The organism is Shinella sp., assembly GCF_052438155.1.
Lineage (GTDB): Bacteria > Pseudomonadota > Alphaproteobacteria > Rhizobiales > Rhizobiaceae > Shinella.
The window spans coordinates 83,864-105,549 of the sequence record NZ_JBQVPI010000012.1 but is presented as its reverse complement, the minus strand read 5'-3'; the positions used below and the strand labels follow the sequence as shown (position 1 = coordinate 105,549).

Sequence of the window (21,686 nt, the reverse complement as noted above, 5' to 3'; positions counted from 1 at the left end):
GGCACCCGGCGCGGTGTATGCCGCGACCATGCGTCTTCGCACCGATATCTTTGTCTCCGCCCTGATGCGCCGCGTTTTTTCCCGCGGCGATTTTGCGGCTGTCGAGGCGAAGGGCGCGGAGGAGGCAGGGGCGGTATTCGTCCGGCAGGTTTTTCGCGACGGCTCGGAGACCCTCTATGCCCCGGCGCCGCAGAGTTTCTTCGACGCGGAGGAGAGCGGCCAGCGGCTGTTCGAGACGCGGCTGAGCGGAGTGGACGCAGCGGCGGTTTCTGCAGCGATCGACCGGGAGCGGCGCTTCGATAGCGACCTCTGGGTGGTGACGGTCGAGACGGACGATCTCGGTGACCTGATCGATTTCGGCGTGGCCGAACCGAAGGATGACGGGTTCTTTCGCCGTTAACCGCTTTGAGAAATTCGGCGGCACCGGCCGCATTTGAAACGGATTCTTTGCCGATAGGATTTTAAGACGTGGCCACGTCAATGATGGACGCCTGACAGGAATGACCAAGTATTACATCCAGGTCGACATGACGTCGACGCTCCTCGCCAGGCAGGCAAACAGCCAGTGGATTGTTGCGCCCGGCGTTTCGATCGCCACCAAGGGCACGGCTGTCGATGCCGCCGGCGCCTATACCGGCCGCTCTCTGGTGTTCGACGGCAAGGTGACGTCTTCCGCCGGCAATGGTGTGGTGCTGGGTTCCACCGCCATCAAGGCGAATGCCGGCGATGTCACCATCAAGGCGAACGGCGTTGTCTCCGCCAAGCTGATCGGCCTGACGGCGAGCGGGGCGGATCTGGTCCTTACCAATCACGGCACGCTGTCCGGCGGCACCTATGCCGGCGTCTTTACCGGCGAAGGCCTGAATTTCACCAACCGCGGATCCGTGTTGTCCAGCGCCGCCGGCGTCAAGGCGAGCGGCGATGGTGCGCTCGTCACCAACCATGGCACGGTGAAGAGCGCCGGCGATGCGGTGATCGCATCGGGCGTGAAGACGATCGTCACCAATTACGGGCTCATCCGGTCGACGGCGGATGACGGTATTCGCAGCGCCGGCCTGAAGGCCACCGTGACCAACAGCGGCACGGTCGATGCCAAGCTCGACGCAATCACGGTCACCGGCGCGAACGCCATCATCACCAACAACGGCAAGGTCCTCTCGCGCGGCGACGAAGGCATCGTCGTGACGGGCGCCAACCTCGTCATGTCGAACAACGGCACGATCACAGCGGCCCGGGATGCCGTGCGGCTGGATGGTGCAAATGCCAATTTCGCCAACCACAAGACGATCACCTCGACTATGGGTGACGGCATCGACGTCGGTGGTGCCGGCGCACGAATCACCAACAACGGTATCCTGAAGGGTGCATCCGGCATCTTCATCGACGGTGCGAATGCGACGCTGACCAACAACAGCGCCGTGACGGCGACATCGGGTGCTGCGGTGTCCCTGCTGGGCAGCGGCAAGAACATCTTTTCCAACAACGGCTCGCTGACCGCCGACAGCCTTGCGCTGAAGGGCGGCAATGGCGTCGAGGCCATTACCAACAACGGCACGATCCGCGGCAATGTCGATCTCGGTGCCGGCAACGACATCTTTGACACGCGCGGTGGCAAGGTGATCGGCTCGGTGGCGGGCGGCAAGGGCAACGACACCTATCTCGTCGCCGATGCGGCCCTGAAACTCGTCGAGAAGGCGGGCGAGGGGATCGACACGGTGCAGTCGTCGGTGAGCTACAAGCTCGGCACCAATCTCGAAAAACTCATCCTGCTCGGCACCGCCGGCATGAGTGGCACCGGCAATGGCCTGGACAACGTGATCATCGGCAACAGCGGTGGCAACACGCTCGCCGGTGGGGCCGGCAACGATATCCTCGACGGCCGCAAGGGCGACGACACGCTGATTGGCGGCAGCGGCGCCGATGTCTTCATCTTTTCCAAGGGCTCGGGCAAGGACAGCGTGACGGATTTTGCGCCGGGCACGGACCGCGTCGATTTCTCCGGCCTTGCGGACATCACCAGCTTTACCGACCTCGTGAAGAACCATGCGGTGCAGAGCGGCGACGACGTGCTGATCCGCGCCGGCAACGATGTGCTGACGCTGAAGCACGTCGATCTCTCCGATCTTTCGAAGGGCGACTTCCTGTTCTGACCGTCGTGTTCCTGCGGGAACAGCCGGCAGGCGGCCGACATGGGAAAAGGGAGGCACAGGCAACGGCCTGTGAAGCCCTGGAGAAACGCCCATGTTTATCGTGCTGCCTGCCCTTGCACTGCTGATTTCGGGAATGTTCGTCGTGACCATGCTGGCCGCGCTCTCCGCCGAGCGCAACGAAGGCGCGACGGTTCGCCTGCCGGCCAAGCGCCGGATTTTCTAACAGAACTGGATTTCAACCGGCGGCGCGTTGCCGTGTCGTCAAGGAGGACCTGTCATGGTGATCCTGCCCATTCGCCTGCGCGTCGTCGCCATTGGCCGCCTTCGGCAGGCCGTTGCCGTTCGTGTAGCTGTCCGCCCTCTGCCAGCTTTCGACCCTGAGGATCGCCTCGGCGGGGTCTAGCGTCGACAGCAGCGCTTCCGCGCCGCCCGCGGCAAGATGCGGGTAGATCTTTTCCAGAATGAATGCGCTGTCTGCTTCGGGCAGGTCGAGCGCCACCAGCGTTTCGGCAAGCTGCCGCCCGGAAACATCGAGCAGGATGCGCTCCGAAAGCCATTGGCTCGAGGCGAGCGCATCGGCGAGCGTCACCGCCAGCATCCCGATTTCCCCACCGCGCGCAAAGCGCACGAACAGCACCTGATGCATTTCTGTTGCCGGTTCGAGCCCGGCCGGCGCTTCGGCCGCAGGCGTTGCGGCACGAACGAGGGCGCGCAGCTCCTCGCGCATCTGTTCTTCCCGCTCCAGCCTTGCCGCTTCCGCAAGAGCCAGCTCCCGGTCTTCACCGGTGCGGCGGCTTGCATGGTCCTGATGCGTGCCGACCAGCGCCTCGATGATGGCGGGTGAAAGGTCGTCCCGCCGGCCGATGGCGTGGGCGTGCTCGGGACCGGACGCGCGCAGGATGCGCATCAGCGTCGCATCGGGGATGGCCTTCGAGCCCATGAGAAATATGGCGGCGATGCCGATCGGCTGGCGGGCGATGAAGAGGGCGGTGTCGTCGGGGATCTGCGGGCAGCGCGACAGGGCGGCGACGGCCTGCCGGCGCGCTTCCTCGGTGGAGGCGTCATAGAGCGGCGCGAACAGTTCGCCGAACTGATAAAGATCCGACCTGGACGGAAAACGCAGGCTCTCGAAGCTGGAAACCGTGGCCATCAACACGATGTCCTTCGGCCGCCCCGCCTGCGGTCTCTCCAATTCGCGAAACCTGTCCGCCACAAAACACCCGTCATCCCCGGAAAGGCAGCCCCTTGCCGATCCCCATTGTCGTTCATGAAAAATAGAGGAAAAGCGTTAGCGAGCCGTTAACCTTGCTCGCGCGGAAACGGCAATGTTTACAAAGCGCTGCCGCAGGAGTTGCAGGCCGTGCCTTCGCTGTCGGCGTGCCGCATCAGGACGCCTATCCGGCCAGCGCCTGTGCCATAGGGAACTGCGCGCGTGCGATCTTCGCGCTAGTCTTAACAGCATGTTAACCCGATAGTCGTTAGTTTTAGGGACATGGATCGGCTCGTCTAATTCGATGGACGTGGTATGATTCGGTGTTGGAACGGCGGTCCGCCAAAGGGCGCCGCTGGTTCGATGGGAAAGGTGCGATGGTCCGGATACCGGACGGTCCCAGACAATTTCTCGTGAATGGGAAACTTTTGGACCCGTATCGCCGTTTTCCACCTGTATGCGACTGGGATGACATCAGCTCATGTCGCAGCCGGGTGACGACGGAACCGGATGCACCGGCCCGGAAACGGGCAGGGTGAGATTGTAGGAGTACTTCATCCGTCTCGATTCTTCTTTTGGAGGCGAGAATGGCAGACGTAGTACGATTGAAGGAATGGCTCGCGCGAACCACGAGACGCGACACCATTCGCCGCGAGGCCCCGGCCCAGGTGCTTCTGTTCACCGGCGTGCGCTATGAGCGCCTTACCCCGGCCATGCTTGCCGCGCGCAGCAAGGCCGCGAAGACGACGGCCCCGGATACAGCCCGCCGGCCCTGATGACGATTTCGCCGATCGCTGCGGTTGCAGCGTTTGGATTTGCGCGCTGATGGCCGCGGCGCATGTACGATCGCAGGGAAAACCTGCTCTTCGAGCTCCAGGCGAGCTACTTCCTTACTGTTGTTCTGCCGGAAACGGCTCACAGCTGGCATCCGTCAGAAAGGCATTTGCCGCGTCCTCGCGGCTTCGCGTGGGCACGAAGGTGCGCAGCACGGCGTAACCTTCCTCGCCGCGCATTTCGACCAGGATCGACTGTTCCAGCTCCTGCGGCACGGCCTTGCGGATGCCGATGAGCTGGATCGGCGTGGCGATCAGCGTGTCGAGCGCGCCGCTGACGGAGGTGCGGTCGTTCATGCTGAAGACCTCGTTGGAGGCTTCGTCATAGACGACGAGCGACCAGAAGGGCACGTCGCTTGCCGCAAAAAGGCGGATCGGACCGTTTTCCACCGAGAAGGTGCAGACGGCCGTCTTCATGGCCGGATCGTCGTTGATCGGCGCCAGCGTGTCGCCGGCATTTGCCAGTGGGAAGAAACGGTTCGCCTCGCCGAAGCTCTGCACGCGCGTATAGGCGTCGCGGCCGGTAAAGCTCGGCAGGGAGAGGATGATGACGATGTGCAGGAGTGCGGCGCCGACGAGGCCGACGGCGATGGCATAGAGGAGGCTACGCATCGGCGCAGTCCAGCCGGGTGATGCCGGGCATAGCGAGGTCGATGACACCGGAACTGCCGGCCGTCGGCGTGTCGAGCAGGGTCATGACCAGCAGGAACGGCGCCTTGCCTTGCGGCACGGCAAGCCAGTTGCCGGGCGTGGCGGACGCGGCGATGCGGATCGAAAAACTGCTGTCGGCGCTGCGCAGCACCGACCAGGCGTTGAGGCCGGTCGGCAGGCCGGGCAGCGTGCCCGGCAGAGGGTTGCCGTTGCGGTCGGCCGCATGCAGCGTCCAGAGGCGGGCAGGCGGCGTGATGCCCTGGATTTCATAGCGGCAGTTTTCGACAAGCGTGCGGTTCTCGCTGTCCTTTGCGGCGGTGAAGGTTAGCCCCTCGGCGCTACCAAGCAAAAGCTTGCCGTCGCGTGCGCGGTGGGCCTTCGCGTAGGGGTCGGCGTCGGTCGTCTGGGCGGCCGGGAAGGCGGTCCACGGTCCGAGCGCAATGGCGCCGAAGCCGACCGTCGCCCTGAGCGCATAGATCGAACTCAGGATGCCGAGGCCGAAGGCGACGGCGAGCGCTGTAGCGATGACGAGGGGTGTACGGAACAAGGGCAATCGACCGTTGGAATCAGCTTCTGGTTACTCTGTTCGGTTTGGTTGAGCCCCGTCAAGCGCGGCCACGCGGCCGAGCGCCTTCAGGGGTTTCGCCTCGTTGAACTGGCGGGTGATGTCTTTCAACAGCCTCGTGACATCGGCCGAGAGCGAGCGGGGGCGGACAAGCGCCGGCAACGGGTTTTCGTCGCCGGTCGTCGCAGCCACTTCGGTCGCCTTCGTGCCGTCCGGCAAGGGGTTCTCGATGCCGGGAATGGGTTTCAGCTCGATGCCCTGATGGGCATAATCCATCAGGCGCTTGAAGGTCATGGCCGGCAGCGAGCCGCCGGTCATGTTGTTCGTCGAGGTATAGTCGTCATTACCGAACCAGACGGCGGTGGTGTAGTTGCCGGTGAAGCCGACATACCAGGCGTCGCGATAGGCCTGGGTCGTGCCCGTCTTGCCGCCCGAGACGATGCCGCGATCGAGCGCGCCGCGCCGCGCCGTGCCGCTCACCGGAATGGTGACGAAGATACGGTTCATCGACGAATCCGCCTGTTCGGACAGGATGCGCTTGGCCGGCGGTTCGTCGCGGCCGAAATCGTAGAGAATGTCGCCGTCGTAGTTGAGCATCTGGCTGATGCCGTGGCGGCGCGACTGCAGACCGCCAGCAGGGAAGACGGCATAGGCCGTCGCCTGGTCGAGCACAGTCACTTCCGAGGTGCCGAGCGGCATGGTCTTGTCGGTGCGCAGCGGCGTTTCGACGCCCATTTCCTTGGCGATTTCCGCGATGCGCTTGGTGCCGAGCTTGTCCTTGGCGAGGCGGACCGGCACGGTGTTGATGGATTTCGCCATCGCCGTCATCAGCGTCACGCGGCCGGCAAAACTGCGGCCGTAGTTCTGCGGCGACCAGCCGTTCCAGCTGATCGGCGCATCGACGATGGTCGTCTCGGGCGTCATGCCGGATTCCATGGCGGCGGCATAGGTATAGGCCTTGAAGGACGAACCCGGCTGGCGCAGCGCCCTTGTCGCGCGGTTGAACTGGCTCTCGCCATAATCGCGCCCGCCGACCATGGCGCGTACGGCGCCGCCATTTTCCACCATCGCCAGCGCGCCCTGCTTGACGCGGTAGCTCTCGCCATACTGGCGCAGGCCGCTTTCCACGGCTTCCTCGGCGGCGGCCTGCAGGCCCATGTCGATCGTCGTGCGCACGATGAGCGAATGCTGGGCGAAGGGTTTTGCGATGCGCTGCACCTCCTCGAAGGCCCAGTCGAGGAAGAAGTCCGGCGCCGTCTTCTCGTTGCGGTCGATGATGGTGGCGGGGTTGCGCCGGGCGGCGATCACCTGGCCCTCGGTCATCAGCCCGCCCTGCACGAGGTTGGTCAAGACCTCGTTGGCGCGGGCGCGGGCGGCCGGCAGGTTGACGTGGGGCGCGTAGCGCGCCGGCGCCTTGAACAGGCCGGCGAGCATGGCGGATTCGGCGAGGTTCACGTCGGTGACGTTCTTGCCGAAATAGAACTGCGCCGCCGCCGCCGCACCAAAGGTGCCGCCGCCCATATAGGCGCGGTCGAGATAGAGACGCAGGATCTCCTTCTTGGAGAGGTTCGCCTCCAGCCAGAGGGCAAGGAAGGCCTCCTTGACCTTGCGCTCGATGGTGCGCTCGTTCGACAGGAACAGGTTTTTCGCGAGCTGCTGGGTGAGGGTGGAACCGCCCTGCACGACGCCGCCGGCGCGGGCATTTTCGTTCATGGCGCGGGCGAGGCCGAGGAAATCGATGCCGAAATGGCTGAAGAAGCGGCGGTCTTCCGTCGCGAGTACCGCCTTGATGAGATGGTCCGGCAATTCATCGATCGGCGCGGAATCCTCGTGGATGATGCCGCGGTGGCCGATCTCGTTGCCGTAGCGATCGAGGAAGGTGACGGCGAAATCGCTCTGCGCGCGCCAGTTGCCCGTGGTTTCCTCGAAGGCGGGAAGCGCCAGGGCAAGCAGCAGCACGAAGCCGGCGGTGCCGAGATTCATGCCTTCGCCGGCGACCTCGAAGACGGCCTTTTTCCAGCCTTTGACGTGGAAGCGGCGGGAGAAGATGGTGATCTCTTCCCAGATTTCGGCCAGGCGAAAACCGGCGTTCCAGACCGTGGAGTCGATCCAGGAATCGATGCGCAGAAGAAAGTGCCGCTTGCGGCGGCGGGGTTTTGTCGGTTTCTGGCTGTCGTCTTCCACGATCGCGGACCTCTTGGCGGGCGGTCACAACCTGCCCGTATTCGGTTAACGTCCTCTCACCACCGGTTTATTCAGGGACGATATCAGTCTTTTGAAGGCGACAGAACGGAATTTGCGGGAAACGGTTAGCGGCCACAGCCCTTGACCTTTGGCCCCGAGGGGTTCAGGGGTCGGACATGATGAGCAACAATGCGGAAAAGCCCGGCGATCTGCCTTTCTGGAAGACGAAGTCGCTTGCCGAAATGAACGACACGGAGTGGGAAAGCCTGTGCGATGGCTGCGGGCTCTGTTGTCTCAACAAGCTGGAAGACTGGGACACCGGCGAAATCGCCTGGACGTCGATCCGCTGCGTGCTGCTCGACGGCGAGAGCTGTCGCTGCTCGGACTACGAAAACCGCCAGGCGACCGTGCCCGACTGTATCCGGCTGACGGTGGAGAGCGTCGATACGATCAGCTGGCTGCCGCCGACCTGCGGCTACCGCCTCGTGCGCGACGGCCACGACCTCTACTGGTGGCACCCGCTGGTTTCCGGTGACCCGGACACCGTGCACCAGGCCGGCATTTCGGCCCGTGGGCGCACGATCAGCGAAGAGGGCATCGATACCGACGACTACGAGGACTATCTCGTGACCTGGCCCATGGAGGTGGGCGAGGGCAAATAGGGCGGCGTCAGTGCAGGCTGGCGGCGACAAGTTTCTTCGGCGCCACGTTGCGCCAGGCGGTGCCGATCAGGTCGCGCACGCGCTCGCCGTCCGCGCTGTCGAAATAGACCGACGTCCAGCCCTTGAGGCCCCAGCCGCCCGGCACCGGCGCGCACAGCCCCGGATCGGTTTCGACGACCATCGCCTGCTGGCCCGGCGTCAGCTTCAACACTGCGCGGCCCGACTGCGGCAGCGACATGAAAATCTTCTCGCCCACCCGGAAGTCGCGCTTGCCGAAATGCGCACTCTCCTGCGCTTCCGGCATGCCGAGCGCAATTGTGATGAGATCGTCTGATTTCATTCCCTACGATAGCATTTTTCCGGTCGGTATAAAAGTTTTGGCGAAATAGGAAAATAATCCTTGACGGCGTCACGGTGGTTTGATAGGGTTATGGCATAGTCGGAAAGCTGCGGGCGGTTGGCTCAGTGGTGGTCGATTGATAGGAATTTATTGACAGGCGCGCGGCTCCTCGGACCGGGCGCCTTTTCATTTGCGGGTTTTGCCATGGATGCGATGACGATCGATATCGGGCTTTTCGGCGTCTCGCCGGAGCCGGCGGTTTATGATGGGCTGGCGGGGCGGCGGGAGATGTTTGCGGGCGGTGCTGCGCTGGTGCTCGACACCAAGGCGCAGGCGCCGCTTGACCCGTTTCTCGACATGCAGGCGATGCTGCTCGAAATGACGAAGGAGCTGCGCGAGCGGTTCCAGCGCTTCCAGAGCCAGAAGGTGGCGGCCGAGCGGGATGCCGACGGGGCCGAGGACGATGCGGCGCGCAAGCTTGCGCAGACCGACGCCAAGGCGGCGATCGAGGCGGTTTCGCTGATCGTGCGCACGCTGGAAAAGATCGACAGTCTGCAGCGTACGCTGATCAACGAACGCGTCGAGGCGGAAGCGGCGCGCGGCGAGCCGGATGACGAGGCGGCGCTGGCGGACGAGTTCGAGCGGCTTGTCGAGGCGCGGGTGAAGGAACGGTTGCATGCCGCCAAGGAAGACTGGATGCGGGAAAGCGGGCCTGGTGGCGATGCTGCCGCGCGCGCAGAAAGTGGGCCGTAACGATCGGCGGTTGGGCAAGGCGCTTGACCGGAAGATCAAGAAGATTGCTGCAACAGCGGCCGCGGGCTTCACAATGATCGACGAAAAGCGGGGCTGGCAGGAGTTGCGAGAGAAAGCCGATGCGCTGGAAGCCGGGATCGATAGTCGGAATGTCGGTCTTGCCGATGGAAACTGCCCCTCATCCCCCTGCCGGGACCTTCTTTCCGAAGGCGGGGAAAAGGGGGACGTGGAAACGGCCGAAACACCCTCGACGTCGATCGATGGGGAGGGGGGGCGGCCATGCGTGGCGGTAGATGCTGGGAACCAATCGGCAGGCGGCCGGCCGGAGACGGCGGCGAGGGTGTTGCCGACCCGCCGGGCCGGCCTCAACCGCTGGAAATTTCAAAGCCGGCTGGCGCAGATGCCGCCGCCTGGCGACTGGCGGGTGTGGCTGCTGATGGGTGGGCGCGGTTCCGGCAAGACGCGGGCCGGGGCGGAATGGGTGCATGCGATGGCTTTGGCGCAGCCGGATATTCGCATCGCGCTCGTGGCGGAAACGCTGGGCGACGGGCGTGAGGTCATGATCGACGGCGTTTCCGGCATCTGCCGGATTGCGGGGCGAGTGCGGCCGGAATTCGAGGCGTCGCGCCGAAGGCTCGTCTGGCCGAACGGATCGATCGGGCAGATCTTTTCGTCGGAGGATCCGGAAAGCCTGCGCGGACCACAGTTCCATCTCGCCTGGTGCGACGAAGTCGGCAAATGGAAACATGCGCAGGAGACCTGGGACATGCTGCAGTTCGGCCTGCGCCTGGGTGACGATCCGCGCGTGCTGGTGACGACGACGCCGCGGCCGGTGCCGCTGCTGCGGGCGCTGTCGGACGATCCGCGGACGCAGGTGCGGCGCATCAGCACGCAGGACAATGCGAAAAACCTGTCGCCGGGCTTCCTGACCGCCATGGCCGACCGCTACGGCGGCACGCGGCTGGGTCGGCAGGAACTGGACGGCGAGCTTATCGCCGACCGCGAGGATGCACTATGGAACCGGGCGCGGCTGGAGGCGGTCCGGCTGAAAAACCCGGGGCCGCTGTCACGCATCGTCGTGGCGGTCGATCCGCCAGCGACGGCATCCGCGGCTTCGGTCTGCGGCATCGTCGTGGCGGGCATGGACGGGACGGGGCGCGGTGTGGTTTTGGCCGATTGCTCGGTGACGGGTGCCAGCCCGGCGGGCTGGGCGGGCGCGGTGGTGCGCGCGTTCAGGCGGTTCGATGCCGACCGGGTGGTCGCCGAGGTGAACCAGGGCGGCGACATGGTGACGGCGATGCTGAAAAGCGTCGATGCCAACCTGCCGGTTTCGACGGTGCGGGCAACGCGCGGCAAATTTTTGCGCGCCGAGCCGGTTGCCGCGCTCTACGAGCAGGGGCGGGTGGGGCATGCGAGCGCCTTTCCTGAACTGGAAGACCAGATGTGCGAAACTATCGCAACGCGGGTATATGTTGCGAAAACAGCTACTTGCGTTTTCCAATGTGAGGTCGGGAAACCGTGAACATCGCCAGAACATCGTAGGCGACTGCAAAACGGATAGGTCGCCATTTGAAAGGGCGGTCGAGTGGCTCACTACACATCTTGGCGACTGCCCCCGCCCCATCATCCCCTACCTCAGGCAGGCCTACAATCTCGATGACGTTTCCGCCTCTGAGGCGCTCCGACTTGCGAAGCTCCGCCACGCGGAGTGCTCCAAATGACGAGCATCCCTGTATCCGACGCGTTGCTTCGCAGTCGGGTTGTGGCGCGCTCAGCGCGTTCATCCGACGAGCGATACGAGACCGGCAAGGCGACAATGCCGGCGAGGCCACCGCATAAAAATCACGCTACGACCAGCGCCTTAAAGCGCCTCGTCAACCGGGTACGGCCCAGACCGACGCCAGAGGAACGCGCGAATGAGGTTTCCCGCCGCCGCAATTGGGGCGGCTCGGGCAGTATGCCCGCTGATATTCGGAACTGCTACACGGAGGCGGAACGCGCTGCTCTATCTGTCATCGCAGACAGGTGTAAGCAGCGAGGTTTCTGTGACCTGTGCCTTTCGGAGATCGCGAAGATTGCCGGCGTCAAACGCACGTCGGTTCAGAATGCGATCCGCAAGGCGAGGTCGCTTGCTCATATTTCGGTTCGTGAGCGGCCGCAGAACTCGGGCAAAAACCTCACCAACATCTTCAAGATCATTTCTAGCGTTTGGCGAGACTGGATACTTCGCGCCATAGGGTTCAAACGTTTGAGCACTTCAGAGACTCCGATAAAAACCTCTCTGTTTGAGGGTGGGGAAACGGAAAAATCGGCTTTTGAAAGGGAGTGTGGGGCCGGCGACAGAGCGCATGCACGCAGCGGTAGTGCTCGCCGTCCACGTTTCGGAGAGACTTGGACGGACTGGTTGCGCCGATCAGCGCCGGGACAGAGGTAGGCCTGCGACGAGTTCACGCCTATGTCCAAGCTACGTGCAAGTGATCTGATAAGGCTGCGGAAACTCCTGCTTTTGCTTTCGAGTGATAAAGCCGGCGAGGTGTTGGCTGCTGCAGGCGCCATTCGTCGCACGCTGGAACACGCTGGATGCTCATTCCACGAACTTGGGGCGGCTCTCGGTCTGGCACCTGAAATCCGCATTGTCGAGAAAGTGGTTTATCGCGACCGCGTCGTTGTCCAAGAAAAGATCGTCTATCGCGATCCGCCCGTGGTGCCTGAGATCACTGAGCGCAAGCCTATGTGCGCGCCAGAGATCCTTTCGCAGGGCAACACCATTCTCGATTGCGTGCGCTTAAGCGCCAAAGAGCGAAACTTCATCGAAAACATCACTGCGCAAGCTGAGAGTGATGGCTCACGATTCACGATGACGGCGAAACAGATCATCTGGTTCAATGACATCGCGGCGCGGTATTGGGGTGAGGACGCTCAATGATCGCGCAGCCTCACCTGATGCCGGCCCACCCCCCCGGGGTCAAGGGACCGTACCCCGCTTTCAGCGCCTTCGGGCGTAGAACGGCCCGAGATCCCGTCGGATTTTGGGGCGAAAATATTGGGTTGACGCGGTTGACGCGGTTGACGCTGCAGTTGACGGGGTTGACGCGGTTGACAACCCTGGCTTGGTTGGTTTCTTTTCTTGTCGGGTTGGTGAAACGCTTCGTCTTTCAAGATCTCCGCAGGCATTTGCCCGGGTCGTTGGGCTCGGCATGACGAATGCTCGATGCAAGACTGCGGAGAAAGCGCTGGCGCGGGATCAGCGTATTTCACCCGTCGCAGCGCTTCGCCAGCTCCATGCACACTTGCGAGATGGGAAGGCGATATCCCCGGACGCTGCAGCACTCATCGCAGATGGCATTGAAGACTGGCTGGATTTTGGGTGCCGGTCACTCGACAAGTCGCTTGGGCTGAAGGCGTGGGGCGGGGTGCCGGCCGAAAAAGCCGACCGCCTCGATCGGCGCAACATGCTTCTGCGGAGACTGCACCAGACATCGCTAGACTGGCAGAACCTGTCGCCAACCGCAGCCGGTGCGATCATGGCGATGAGTGCGAAGCGGTACACAACAACCCGGTGGCCCCGCGAAAGCGATGCGCCGAGCGCACCGGCCGCTGAACCAGCGGCCACTTGGTGGCGGGTCCTGACGCTCGGAGTTTCGATACCAGGCGCGAAAATGTTCGCAAAAATACTCTCCGAGTGATGTCGGGAAATTCAAGAGGCCTTTGAATTTCCCTTTCGGCAGGAGAGCCTTGATCCTGCGCTCCCGTTCTCCTTGGGGGAGCAGTTCAAAACGATGGGATGACTACCCGTCGTACAGGCGCGGGCTCTTGCTGACGGGGAGCCCGCGCTCTCAAGAGGGAAAGCTGATGTTGGACATGCCTCATACGATGGATTTAAGCCGCATGAAGGTTCTCGATCAGGTTCTGAAGACGGCGATTGCCGATGCGCAGCGACTGAGCCGTGAGCACTTGGACCTTTCTCGAAAAAAGGAGAATCTTCAGCATGTACTGCGCAACGTGCAGGATCGCCAGCGGCCGCTTGGATTTGGCGACGGCGTCTCGACGCCGGCAGGCGGGGGGCGTACGCCGGAAATGACTACGCAGCAGCGGGAGGAAGAAAGGGCTTTAAGCGTTGAGCTCAGAGAAGTCGAGCAAAGCCTTGCCGACAACCTTGCCGCCCAAAGCAAGGCTCAGGAGGTCGGCACAGCTGCAAACGGCCTCTATCATCGGTGCAAGAACTTCATCGCGGAGGTACTTGAATGAGTGCGAATAGTGCCAACCTAAAACAGAAGGTGGCAACCTCGCTGGCATCGGCGCGATCCGCCGCCCGTGATATCGCCAGAGGCGTCGAAGAGATCCGTTCGCAGTTGCTGGAGGTGCAGGAGCGGCGGCGTGCTGCGTCAAACGCGCCTGTAGATATCGAGACATCGCTCCAGAGGCTCGACAAATACCTGGATCGTTTGACGAGATTGGCAGGCGAGCGGGCGCCGGGGCCGAAGGCGTTTATGCAGTCCCCACCGTCTTACCGCGAACCAAACGCCGGTTATAGCGATATCGCTTTTGCCTATCTCGATGACCTCATCCGGGAGCGAATGGCGAGTGGTATCAAAGAGGCGCACGCCAACGCTGTTGGGTTGACCGAAAGCGAACGTGAGGAGCGTCTGAGAGCGTTCGATCGCGATATCCTCGACATCGAACTTGCCGAGGAAAGCCTCATTCGAGCAGCAGAGGCCGCCAATTTCCCAATCCAGCGCCGCGCCGCCGCCGATCCTCGCGCAGTGCTCGCTCACGATAAGGTTCTACCATGACGGAAAACCCTCGGCTCATTCGTCGCCAGCTTCTGGCGAAGGCAAGGTTCAACGCGCGTGATGGGAAGGGCTTTGAGAGGCTGGCGGCGCATGTGCTTAACGAACGTCGCGGCGGTAAGGCGCTCCCAGCTCCGTCGATTTATGACGCTGTCGCCATCATCGAAGAGAGGCCGGGCCGCCAGTTGGTGAAAAACACTGCAGGGACCAAGACCTGGGATGCCATTGCGAAATCCGCTTTCGCAACACGCCGCGCAGCCGCTGGCGATAAGTGAGGATCCGCTATGAGCAGATTGGAAGCATCTATGGAGTCGAGTGCGCCGCGAATTGAAGAGCGCCCTGCGAACGCGCCGGGAAACCGGCATGTGACGCTGGCCTATCCTTTCAAGGTCAACGGCAAATGGCTGCGCGTTGTAACCATTCATCTTCCCGATACGGGCGACATTGATGACTATGTGTCCGGCACCCTACCGACGTTGCGTGATCTGCTGGCGCGGCTGACACGCCTCAGTCATGCGGAAATCAAGGCGCTGAAGTGGATTGACAGTGCAGCCGTCCACCAGGTCTTTCGGGATGTCCTTCCTCCTTTCATCGAAAAGGGGATTGATGCCTGATGGGAAAGCTCTCAGCAAACCTTGTCGTTTCGCTCAAAGACGACACTTCGGCCGGCGCGCGCGGCGTGAAGCGCTCCCTTACGGAGATCGAGCGTGCGGAGCGTAATCTGGCGCTTGCCCGCCGCAATTCCCGTCTGTCTCGTGTCGATAAAGCTGAAGACGCCTTACAGTTGGCCCGCGACCGCGAAGCCATGCAGCTGGAGCACGAGCGCCAGGCGCTTGCGGATCGCCGGCATAGATCCATGAGCATGGCACTGAATGGCGCAGCTATCGCGACGACGGCACTCGGCTATGCCGCCGCGAAAAGCTATTCCGAGTTTGCCGGGGTGGAGCGACAGATCGGGAGGATTGCCCTTAACGCCGACAAGAGCGCGAGCATTGTCGGGCCGACGATCGTGAAGCTGCAGAATGTCGCGCAGGATACGGCCATGAGCTTCGAGGACGTGTCGAGCGGGCTTGAGACGCTGGTGGCGTCCGGTCGAAGCCTCGACGATTCGATGGCGTTCCTGCCTTCCGTCGCTATGACGGCACAGGCCTCCGGCGCGGCGATCTCGGATATTGCCTTGTCGGCCGATGCGCTTGCCGGATCGATGAAGATCGGCGCATCGGACATGCAGCGGGCTTTCGACATCCTCGTTGCAGGCGGAAAGGCGGGCAAATTCGAGCTGAAGGACATGGCGCAGTACCTGCCGTCGTTGCTGCCGGCGTTCTCCGCACTCGGTTATGAGGGCACGGAGGGCATGCAGAAGATCGTTGCCATGCTGCAGGTCGTGCGCAACCAGGCGGGTAGTAGCGCCGAGGCTGCGACCTATCTCGGCAACGTCTTTCAGAAAATGTATTCGGAGGAGACGGCCAAAAAGTTCAAGAAGTTCGGGGTGGACCTGCCCAAGGCCCTCGACAAGGCGAAGCGCGAAGGGCGCGACGTGCTGGACGTCTTCCTCGACATGACCACCGTCGCGACCAAGGGTGACCTGTCGAAGCTGACACAGCTCTTCACGGATGCCGAGATGCAGAAGGGCATTCGCGCGCTCATGATGGGGCGTGGGCAAATGGAGCAGTTCACGCGCGCTCTCGGCAACGTCGAGGGATCGGCGTTGAAGGATTTCAATCAGATCGCAGAGGATTCTGCGGCGAAGATCCAACGGCTTTCTACGCTATGGGGCCAGTTCACCACGCAGGTAGGGGCGGGCGTTGCGGACGCTGTAAATCCCGTTCTTGAAGATGTCACTCGAACAATCACTGCGGCGCAGGCACGCGCCGAGGGGCGGCGAATGCAGGGTGAGTTCCTGGAGAGCAATCGTGAGGAGCATCGGCGTCGATATCGTGCGATCCTTCGTCGAAAACCAGAGAACAGGAACCTCTCGGAAGACGAGCTACAGAGTAAGCTGAGCCACGGCGATATCGTCTCCGATGGGATGTTCAAGGAAGACACGCAATCCCTCGGCGAAGGGAAGTTCCGCACCGTGTATGACAGGCTCAACCAGATGGAGCGTGCTCTCAATCTTTGGGAGCAGTACAGCGAGGGGCGTGCAAAGACATCGACAGGACGCCAAAATATGGGGCGTCTTGGTGTGTCGAAGTTTCCGGACGCTATCGACCCGACAGGGCAGCTTGTCGATGAGAAAGGTAGGCCTACTAGGAAAGGGTTCCCTAAACTCACCAGCAACGTCCCGATACCTGAGGGCAAACCCACAAGGGAAAATCGAGATCTCGGTTGGCGCTACAAAGACCTCGCCAATTATGGCCAAGGTCGTGCGATGGCGACAGACGAGCTGGTTGACATGATGCGTCAGCGTTCTCTTGTTGAACTTCAGAAGAGCATTCAGGAAGAGGTGAGCGACTACCGTGCCCCTCCTATTGATTGGCTACAATTCTTGTTCGGAAAGGCTGCGGATGATGGCTTTTCCTTCAGGGAGCATAATGGAATCGATCTTCGCCCTTCTGGAACATCCGAGAAAAGCGCCACACCCGAAGCGATGAAGGGTAGCGGCAGGGGGATTCTCGACGGCCTAGATAAATCGGCTCCGGTGGATCTCACGCCGAAAGAGGTGAAGATCCTCGGTTCCGTCACCACCCTGCCGTCTGGCGTGCAGAGCGTGAAGGTGATGAACCCGACGCCGATCCTCGCCCCCATCAATGTCGTCGTTCATGCGACCACGAATGCGGACCCGCATGAAATTGGTCGGCAGGTAGCCAACGTTATACGGGATCGGGTGAAATCAGAAATGTCAGGCATCCAGGCTGACATCAGTTGGGCCGATGCCTGACACATTTTCCGACTCTCTTGCATAGACACCCGAGAACTCGCTAGAGTTTAGTCACCCGAGGGTGTTTGGCAAAAAGTTGAAAAATGAAGCGAGTTGCGCCGTCGAGATTTGCAAGGATTGTCGCAGTTGGGAAGAAACGTTGGAAGCGGCGTCTTCGGCGTAAGGGAAGGGTGCGCCAACCACCAGGCGAAGAAATCCGCGTTTCTGCTCCGGAGGTTCTGAGTTTCCAGCAGGCTTTTGGACCTACTGTCGCGTTCCTTGACGAGTTCAGAGACGCGGTGCTTGTGCGCCGCTCGCGACTTCAACGTCTCTATATCGATCTAAAACCGATCAAAACTCTGTCGGTGCCCGTCGCCATCGTACTGGCGGCGGAGTTCCATCGTTGGAAACTCATGAGGAACGTGGGGCTTAGAGTAAGAGAATCGCATTTATGGGCTCCGACCGTACGGAACCTTCTGTCGGATTTGGGTGTTTTTGAGCTGCTGGATATCAAGCCGGTTACTGACGAGATTGGCGAGGATAATTTTACCCTCGCTCGCCTGATGTCCGGGCAAACAACCGACGGTGAGAAAATTGCGATGGTCCAGGAGAGGTTTCGCAGCGTTCTGGATGGGTTTACGAATAATCCGGAGATGTTTGCTGGCCTTATGGAAGCGGCAGAGAACGCGATTGCTCATGCATATCCAGCGGACTATGTCCCGCGACATGCGTTCGCGGGGCATCGCTGGTGGGCCGCTGGCTGTTTGGATATGAAGCGGGCAGCTTTACGCTTTTTCGTGTTCGATCAGGGCGCGGGCATTCCTCACACTTTGCCGTCCGCGACCTTTTACGAGCATGTGAGAGCCCGTATATCGTCAGCATTCGGTGACATGTTTCCCAATGATTCAGTCATGCTGAAAGCGGCACTGGAGGTCGGGCGAACGCGGACAGGCGAGGACCATAGGGGGTTAGGTCTCCAGCGCATGAGTGAAGTGGTAACCGGTTCGCCGGATGGCTATCTCCGAATCTTGAGCGGCCGAGGAGAAATAGTGTATCATGCCGATGAAACCATTGAAGCGCGCGATCATGACCGTTCGATCGGAGGTACCCTCATTGAATGGAATGTCAGCGCAGACGTGTTCCGTAGTCAGGAAGATCACGATGAAGACCATTAGCATCGCTGACGATTTTACGAAGTACCCCGGTGGGCGCTATCGAAAGCACGGAAAAGGAAGCGGCGAAGAATTCCGCGACGATTATCTTGTGCCCGCGATAGAGAAGCAGGAGCAGCTTGAGATCGTGCTCGACGGTACGGCCGGATACTCCTCGTCCTTCTTGGAAGAGGCATTCGGAGGGCTTGTGCGCCGTGGATTCCGTCAGGATCAGCTGCGCCAACTTTTGAAGTTCAAGGCAAATGGTGCCTTCAAGACCTACGAGGGTATGATCTGGAAGTTCGTTGATGCGACGAAACCGGCAACTGTGACTCACTAATTCGTGCGTGGTTAGATGGAAGCCGTTTGGACGATTTTGCTTGCCGGCATCGGCGCATTCATAGCCAATTTTGGTTCCAAGTACGTTGAAACGTTGTTTCAGCGGAGCAAAACGGCGGAAGAACAACGCGATGCAGATGTTCTAGATCTGATCGCGGCGGCTCGTTCCCTGGGCGAGCTATCCGAACGTTTCTGGGTCAAGAGTGCTGAAGATTTGGGGGTGGAGGATCAAATTCTCCGCTCCCAGATGATCGCCCAACAGCACAACATCGCTGAACTGGTGTCGACGCTATTCACCGGCCAAATCAAATGGGACTGCGACGTAAAGGTCCACTACCTGTTTACGGCGGCGACTGGTGGAGATTTTGGCGAGCCAGATCGCGAGGCCGAACCCGGGCGCCTGACTGAGATATTTATTGCAGTTCACGGATTGGTGCATCAAGCAAAAGCTGGTCGCCGCAAGACCAGGCGGCCGTGGCTCGCTTGATCGCCAAAAAGATTATTAGCGAAAATGTTTTCAGCAGAAACGATTTTTTGGGCGATGGCGAGCCCGCAGGGCGGCTTGATCCCGGCAAAAACGGGCCCCGAAGGGGACCGTTAGCGTCCCTCCGCGACAAAATATAACGAAGGTTTTTCAGGCTGTTACAGCATTGGTAAAACGTGAAACATTTGTCGCGATGCGGCCTAGGCTCTCTTGGAGAGCAAGAGTTGAACGGCGCTATTGAGCTCCCGATTATCCTGCTTCAGCAACGCGATTTTCTCGACCAGATCAGTCAAGACCAATCTAACGGCAGCGGCGGCTGCAAGGCAATCCTCATCACTTTCAGAATGGAGGCCAATGCTAAGTGCGCCGTGCAGAGCCGACAGAGGGTTGTGTCCGTTTATCAGCAAGCCCTGCGGCAGCGCCGTCTTTATAAGATCCAGTGATTTGCTGAAGGATATTTCGTCCATAGCCGCTTTGAGTTCAACAATGATGTTGCCGTCGGCGTTGACGGTCTCGCAAACTTTAATGATCTCTTTGAATAGATCATTCTTGTGGTTTTCTACTACTCGACGATAATAAGCATAAGCGGCTATCCCATATCCAAGATTTTCGCACTGTCTTCCTTTAAGGAAAAGTTTCGCGTCTGTTCCGCCGAATAGACGGATCACTCTATTCGCCACAGGAATGCCGAAAGGAGGGATTTCTCCATACTTATACACTTGTCCGCTGTAGGATTTTTCAAGGACTATATGCAGGGAAAATATCTTTGTTTCTTCTTTGCAGTCTCCGCAAGTAAATTCTGGGTGCGCGTTTACTTTTTCTTGGTCGCTTTGGACGGAAGTCAGATTGCTGGAGCGGAAGGTCCTCTCACCCGAGCATGTTTGACAATGCAGTCGTAGGGCGGGCCACTTCAATCTTCGTATGCCGGTTGGGCGCCCGTTCCTTGTAGTATTCGTCCAAACATTGGTGGCTGTTTTCCTAATCGAAGGATGTACCCCCTCAAGGAATTCCCTTAGCGTAAGTTCGCTTGCGGCCTCCTCTTCGATTACATTTTTGTCTTCCATAGTTACTTCTGCCCTCTGGCTCTCGACTCGGGCGCGGCTTCCGTCCCGTTGAATGCATTCATTTCCGTAACGAGGTCAGAAGCCATGCGTGCAATTTTATGGAGTGCCGCTGCATCGAGATCCACGCCGGCCGCCTTGCTGGCGTGCACTTGGCTCAGCTGGTGTGCCAGGTCGTGCGCGTTGCGTGCAATATCGTCCCAGGCGGGCTGCGAAGAGTCGGTTGCGGCGATGTCCCGCGCGTTTCGCGCTTCATTTTCGCGGCGCTGAACCCAAAAGAGGCCGTCTTCATACCGGTGGCGAAGGGTACTCAATTCTGCCTCGCTCAGGGCCTGAAGATCCTGTGCGGATTTGCGGAGATCGGCGGGGAGGGTGTCGCCGGCCGATGCGAGCAAGTGGTTGATGAACTGGCTGATTTGCGTGACCTTGCCGTAATAGAGCACAAAATCCCGCTCTAGCTGTTTCTTCAGGTCCGACGCCAGTTCGGTGAGATCGGCGTTTCTGACGATCTCGTCTTCCAGCCTATTGAGTTTCTGAGCAAACCCTTGCGGCGCGGCGCTATAGGCGTTGGAAAGGATCTCGATTGCGCGGTCGCCCATGTCGACGTGACGGGCAAGCGCGTCGAGTGACATTTCTTTTTCCAGCTCGTCAGGAAGATCGAGATACAGCCTGTTCATCGGAGGCGATTCGAGCGTGCTCTTCAGCCGCTGGATGATTTCGGCGTTCATCGAGCGTCCGCTCAGGTCGGCGGCAATGCGGATCTCATCACGCATTCCGTCTGGAAGGCGAATTTGAAAACGCTCGGCTAACTGGCTTGGGTACCTGTTTTCGTGATCCATTCTCAAGTGATTGCAAGTCGCACCTATTTTTTCAATGGTTGCGACTTGCACCCATTGCTCGCGTATGTCAAATTTCATGGGTGCAAGTCGCAACTATGATTCTTAGAGGACGGATAACATGAGTCAGGCGAAGCGGGAGCGCTATCCGAGCGGTCGACAGGAACAGTACATCGTGCGCCTTCCGGACGGGATGCGTGATCGGATCAAAAGGGAGGCGGCGCATCATTGCCGTTCGATGAACGCTGAGATCGTTTTTCAGCTAAACCGCGCCTATGGCGTCGATGAAACGAAAAAAGCCGACGCACGGGCCTAGTAAACCAGCGTCGGCTTTTTCTGCACCTGAAAGGTATCAAAATGCAGAAAAAGCATAAACCAGAACCGGCCGTACATGCAAGTGCTGCCTTCGCGGGGCTGTCCAACGCAGCCGCCAGCATCGACATGGCGCAGAACTATTTCCGGCTCGTGGAGATCGCGGCCGAAACGCTCGCCAAAGATGACGCCAACGCCTTCATTTGCGTGTTGAACAGTGGCTCCGACTGCCTCGTCGAGGCGCTGAATTATATTGCCGCTGTACAGGGAGCGCGCGGGGAGGAGGGGCGGGTATGTCTGGAATAATCGTTCATTCTCGGCCGCCGTCATATCTTTCCTGCGCCTCGCTGGCGCGGGAATTGGATCTCTCGGAATCAACGATCCGAGAAATGGTGGATCGCGGCATTCTGCCGAAACCGATAAGGCTCGGTTCCTCGGTTCGCTGGCGCTGGGGTGACATCCAGCGTGCACTTGGGGGCGTTGCCGACAGCCTGGCCGCCGCGAC

General features: G+C 60.6%; 24 protein-coding genes and 1 pseudogene. 18 read left to right on the top strand and 7 right to left on the bottom strand.

Annotated elements, in window-relative coordinates; genetic code table 11:
- Nucleotides 1-28 precede the first annotated feature (28 nt).
- From ACT6VE_RS21075 to ACT6VE_RS21065, 3 genes are all read left to right on the top strand, one after another.
- Nucleotides 29-400 carry a DUF1491 family protein gene (locus ACT6VE_RS21075; protein ID WP_444800391.1) on the top strand — a complete coding sequence of 124 codons (372 nt, stop codon included), beginning with the start codon at nt 29-31 and terminating at the stop codon, nt 398-400.
- A 100-nt stretch (nt 401-500) separates the two neighbouring features.
- Nucleotides 501-2,150, top strand: coding sequence for a hypothetical protein (locus ACT6VE_RS21070; protein WP_444800390.1), 1,650 nt, complete (start codon nt 501-503; stop codon nt 2,148-2,150).
- A gap of 91 nt (nt 2,151-2,241) precedes the next feature.
- Entirely contained in the window at nt 2,242-2,373 is a 132-nt protein-coding gene (locus ACT6VE_RS21065) for a hypothetical protein (protein WP_276508797.1), read from the top strand.
- Nucleotides 2,374-2,385: 12 nt separating this feature from the next.
- Here ACT6VE_RS21065 and ACT6VE_RS21060 read toward each other — a convergent pair whose 3' ends face one another.
- Nucleotides 2,386-3,300, bottom strand: coding sequence for a DUF2336 domain-containing protein (locus tag ACT6VE_RS21060; protein WP_444800389.1), 915 nt, complete (start codon nt 3,298-3,300; stop codon nt 2,386-2,388).
- A gap of 647 nt (nt 3,301-3,947) precedes the next feature.
- Between ACT6VE_RS21060 and ACT6VE_RS21055 the strand changes: the two genes are divergently transcribed.
- Entirely contained in the window at nt 3,948-4,136 is a 189-nt protein-coding gene (locus tag ACT6VE_RS21055) for a hypothetical protein (protein WP_069059417.1), read from the top strand.
- A gap of 114 nt (nt 4,137-4,250) precedes the next feature.
- Here the strand turns inward: ACT6VE_RS21055 and ACT6VE_RS21050 are convergent, their stop codons facing one another.
- The 3 genes from ACT6VE_RS21050 to ACT6VE_RS21040 are packed head-to-tail and all read right to left on the bottom strand — an operon-like array spanning nt 4,251 to nt 7,593.
- Nucleotides 4,251-4,805 (bottom strand): DUF1254 domain-containing protein, encoded by a 555-nt coding sequence (locus tag ACT6VE_RS21050; RefSeq protein ID WP_444800388.1) that lies wholly within the window; start codon nt 4,803-4,805, stop codon nt 4,251-4,253.
- Entirely contained in the window at nt 4,798-5,391 is a 594-nt protein-coding gene (locus tag ACT6VE_RS21045) for a DUF1214 domain-containing protein (protein WP_444800387.1), read from the bottom strand. Before ACT6VE_RS21045 ends, ACT6VE_RS21050 begins: the two co-directional genes overlap by 8 nt.
- A 30-nt stretch (nt 5,392-5,421) precedes the next feature.
- Nucleotides 5,422-7,593: a transglycosylase domain-containing protein gene (locus ACT6VE_RS21040; RefSeq protein ID WP_444800386.1), complete on the bottom strand. Its 2,172-nt coding sequence runs from the start codon at nt 7,591-7,593 to the stop codon at nt 5,422-5,424.
- Nucleotides 7,594-7,772: 179 nt separating this feature from the next.
- Between ACT6VE_RS21040 and ACT6VE_RS21035 the strand changes: the two genes are divergently transcribed.
- Complete coding sequence (locus tag ACT6VE_RS21035; RefSeq protein WP_444800446.1) at nt 7,773-8,255, top strand: YcgN family cysteine cluster protein; 483 nt, start codon at nt 7,773-7,775, stop codon at nt 8,253-8,255.
- A gap of 7 nt (nt 8,256-8,262) precedes the next feature.
- Here ACT6VE_RS21035 and ACT6VE_RS21030 read toward each other — a convergent pair whose 3' ends face one another.
- Complete coding sequence (locus ACT6VE_RS21030) at nt 8,263-8,595, bottom strand: MmcQ/YjbR family DNA-binding protein (protein WP_444800385.1); 333 nt, start codon at nt 8,593-8,595, stop codon at nt 8,263-8,265.
- A 204-nt stretch (nt 8,596-8,799) separates the two neighbouring features.
- Between ACT6VE_RS21030 and ACT6VE_RS21025 the strand changes: the two genes are divergently transcribed.
- The 11 genes and pseudogenes from ACT6VE_RS21025 (at nt 8,800) to ACT6VE_RS20975 (ending at nt 18,975) form a co-directional block, all read left to right on the top strand.
- Nucleotides 8,800-9,348, top strand: coding sequence for a hypothetical protein (locus tag ACT6VE_RS21025; protein WP_444800384.1), 549 nt, complete (start codon nt 8,800-8,802; stop codon nt 9,346-9,348).
- A gap of 340 nt (nt 9,349-9,688) precedes the next feature.
- A pseudogene (locus ACT6VE_RS21020) lies at nt 9,689-10,798 on the top strand (DNA-packaging protein); the annotation flags it as partial.
- A 1,005-nt stretch (nt 10,799-11,803) separates the two neighbouring features.
- Entirely contained in the window at nt 11,804-12,274 is a 471-nt protein-coding gene (locus ACT6VE_RS21015) for a hypothetical protein (protein ID WP_444800383.1), read from the top strand.
- A 271-nt stretch (nt 12,275-12,545) separates the two neighbouring features.
- Nucleotides 12,546-13,034: a hypothetical protein gene (locus ACT6VE_RS21010; protein ID WP_444800382.1), complete on the top strand. Its 489-nt coding sequence runs from the start codon at nt 12,546-12,548 to the stop codon at nt 13,032-13,034.
- Between the two features lie 166 nt (nt 13,035-13,200).
- Nucleotides 13,201-13,596, top strand: a complete 396-nt coding sequence (locus ACT6VE_RS21005) for a hypothetical protein (protein WP_444800381.1) — start codon at nt 13,201-13,203, stop codon at nt 13,594-13,596.
- Entirely contained in the window at nt 13,593-14,141 is a 549-nt protein-coding gene (locus tag ACT6VE_RS21000) for a hypothetical protein (RefSeq protein ID WP_444800380.1), read from the top strand. Before ACT6VE_RS21005 ends, ACT6VE_RS21000 begins: the two co-directional genes overlap by 4 nt.
- A 281-nt stretch (nt 14,142-14,422) precedes the next feature.
- Nucleotides 14,423-14,752, top strand: coding sequence for a phage tail assembly protein (locus ACT6VE_RS20995; RefSeq protein ID WP_444800379.1), 330 nt, complete (start codon nt 14,423-14,425; stop codon nt 14,750-14,752).
- Nucleotides 14,752-17,019: a phage tail tape measure protein gene (locus ACT6VE_RS20990; protein ID WP_444800378.1), complete on the top strand. Its 2,268-nt coding sequence runs from the start codon at nt 14,752-14,754 to the stop codon at nt 17,017-17,019. The genes ACT6VE_RS20995 and ACT6VE_RS20990 overlap by 1 nt, the downstream gene beginning before the upstream one ends.
- Nucleotides 17,020-17,102: 83 nt before the next feature.
- Nucleotides 17,103-18,173, top strand: a complete 1,071-nt coding sequence (locus ACT6VE_RS20985; protein WP_444800377.1) for a hypothetical protein — start codon at nt 17,103-17,105, stop codon at nt 18,171-18,173.
- Nucleotides 18,160-18,489 (top strand): STAS-like domain-containing protein, encoded by a 330-nt coding sequence (locus ACT6VE_RS20980; protein ID WP_444800376.1) that lies wholly within the window; start codon nt 18,160-18,162, stop codon nt 18,487-18,489. The genes ACT6VE_RS20985 and ACT6VE_RS20980 overlap by 14 nt, the downstream gene beginning before the upstream one ends.
- Before the next feature lie 15 nt (nt 18,490-18,504).
- Nucleotides 18,505-18,975 (top strand): hypothetical protein, encoded by a 471-nt coding sequence (locus ACT6VE_RS20975; RefSeq protein WP_444800375.1) that lies wholly within the window; start codon nt 18,505-18,507, stop codon nt 18,973-18,975.
- A gap of 197 nt (nt 18,976-19,172) precedes the next feature.
- Here the strand turns inward: ACT6VE_RS20975 and ACT6VE_RS20970 are convergent, their stop codons facing one another.
- Entirely contained in the window at nt 19,173-20,036 is an 864-nt protein-coding gene (locus tag ACT6VE_RS20970; protein WP_444800374.1) for a hypothetical protein, read from the bottom strand.
- Nucleotides 20,037-20,038: 2 nt separating this feature from the next.
- Nucleotides 20,039-20,872: an Arc family DNA-binding protein gene (locus tag ACT6VE_RS20965; RefSeq protein WP_444800373.1), complete on the bottom strand. Its 834-nt coding sequence runs from the start codon at nt 20,870-20,872 to the stop codon at nt 20,039-20,041.
- A 118-nt stretch (nt 20,873-20,990) separates the two neighbouring features.
- Here ACT6VE_RS20965 and ACT6VE_RS20960 point away from each other — a divergent pair, with 118 nt between their 5' ends.
- Both ACT6VE_RS20960 and ACT6VE_RS20955 read left to right on the top strand, forming a co-directional pair.
- On the top strand, nt 20,991-21,185 hold the full coding sequence (locus ACT6VE_RS20960) for an Arc family DNA-binding protein (protein ID WP_444800372.1): 195 nt from the start codon (nt 20,991-20,993) through the stop codon (nt 21,183-21,185).
- Nucleotides 21,186-21,226: 41 nt separating this feature from the next.
- Complete coding sequence (locus tag ACT6VE_RS20955; protein ID WP_444800371.1) at nt 21,227-21,487, top strand: hypothetical protein; 261 nt, start codon at nt 21,227-21,229, stop codon at nt 21,485-21,487.
- Nucleotides 21,488-21,686 lie beyond the last annotated feature (199 nt).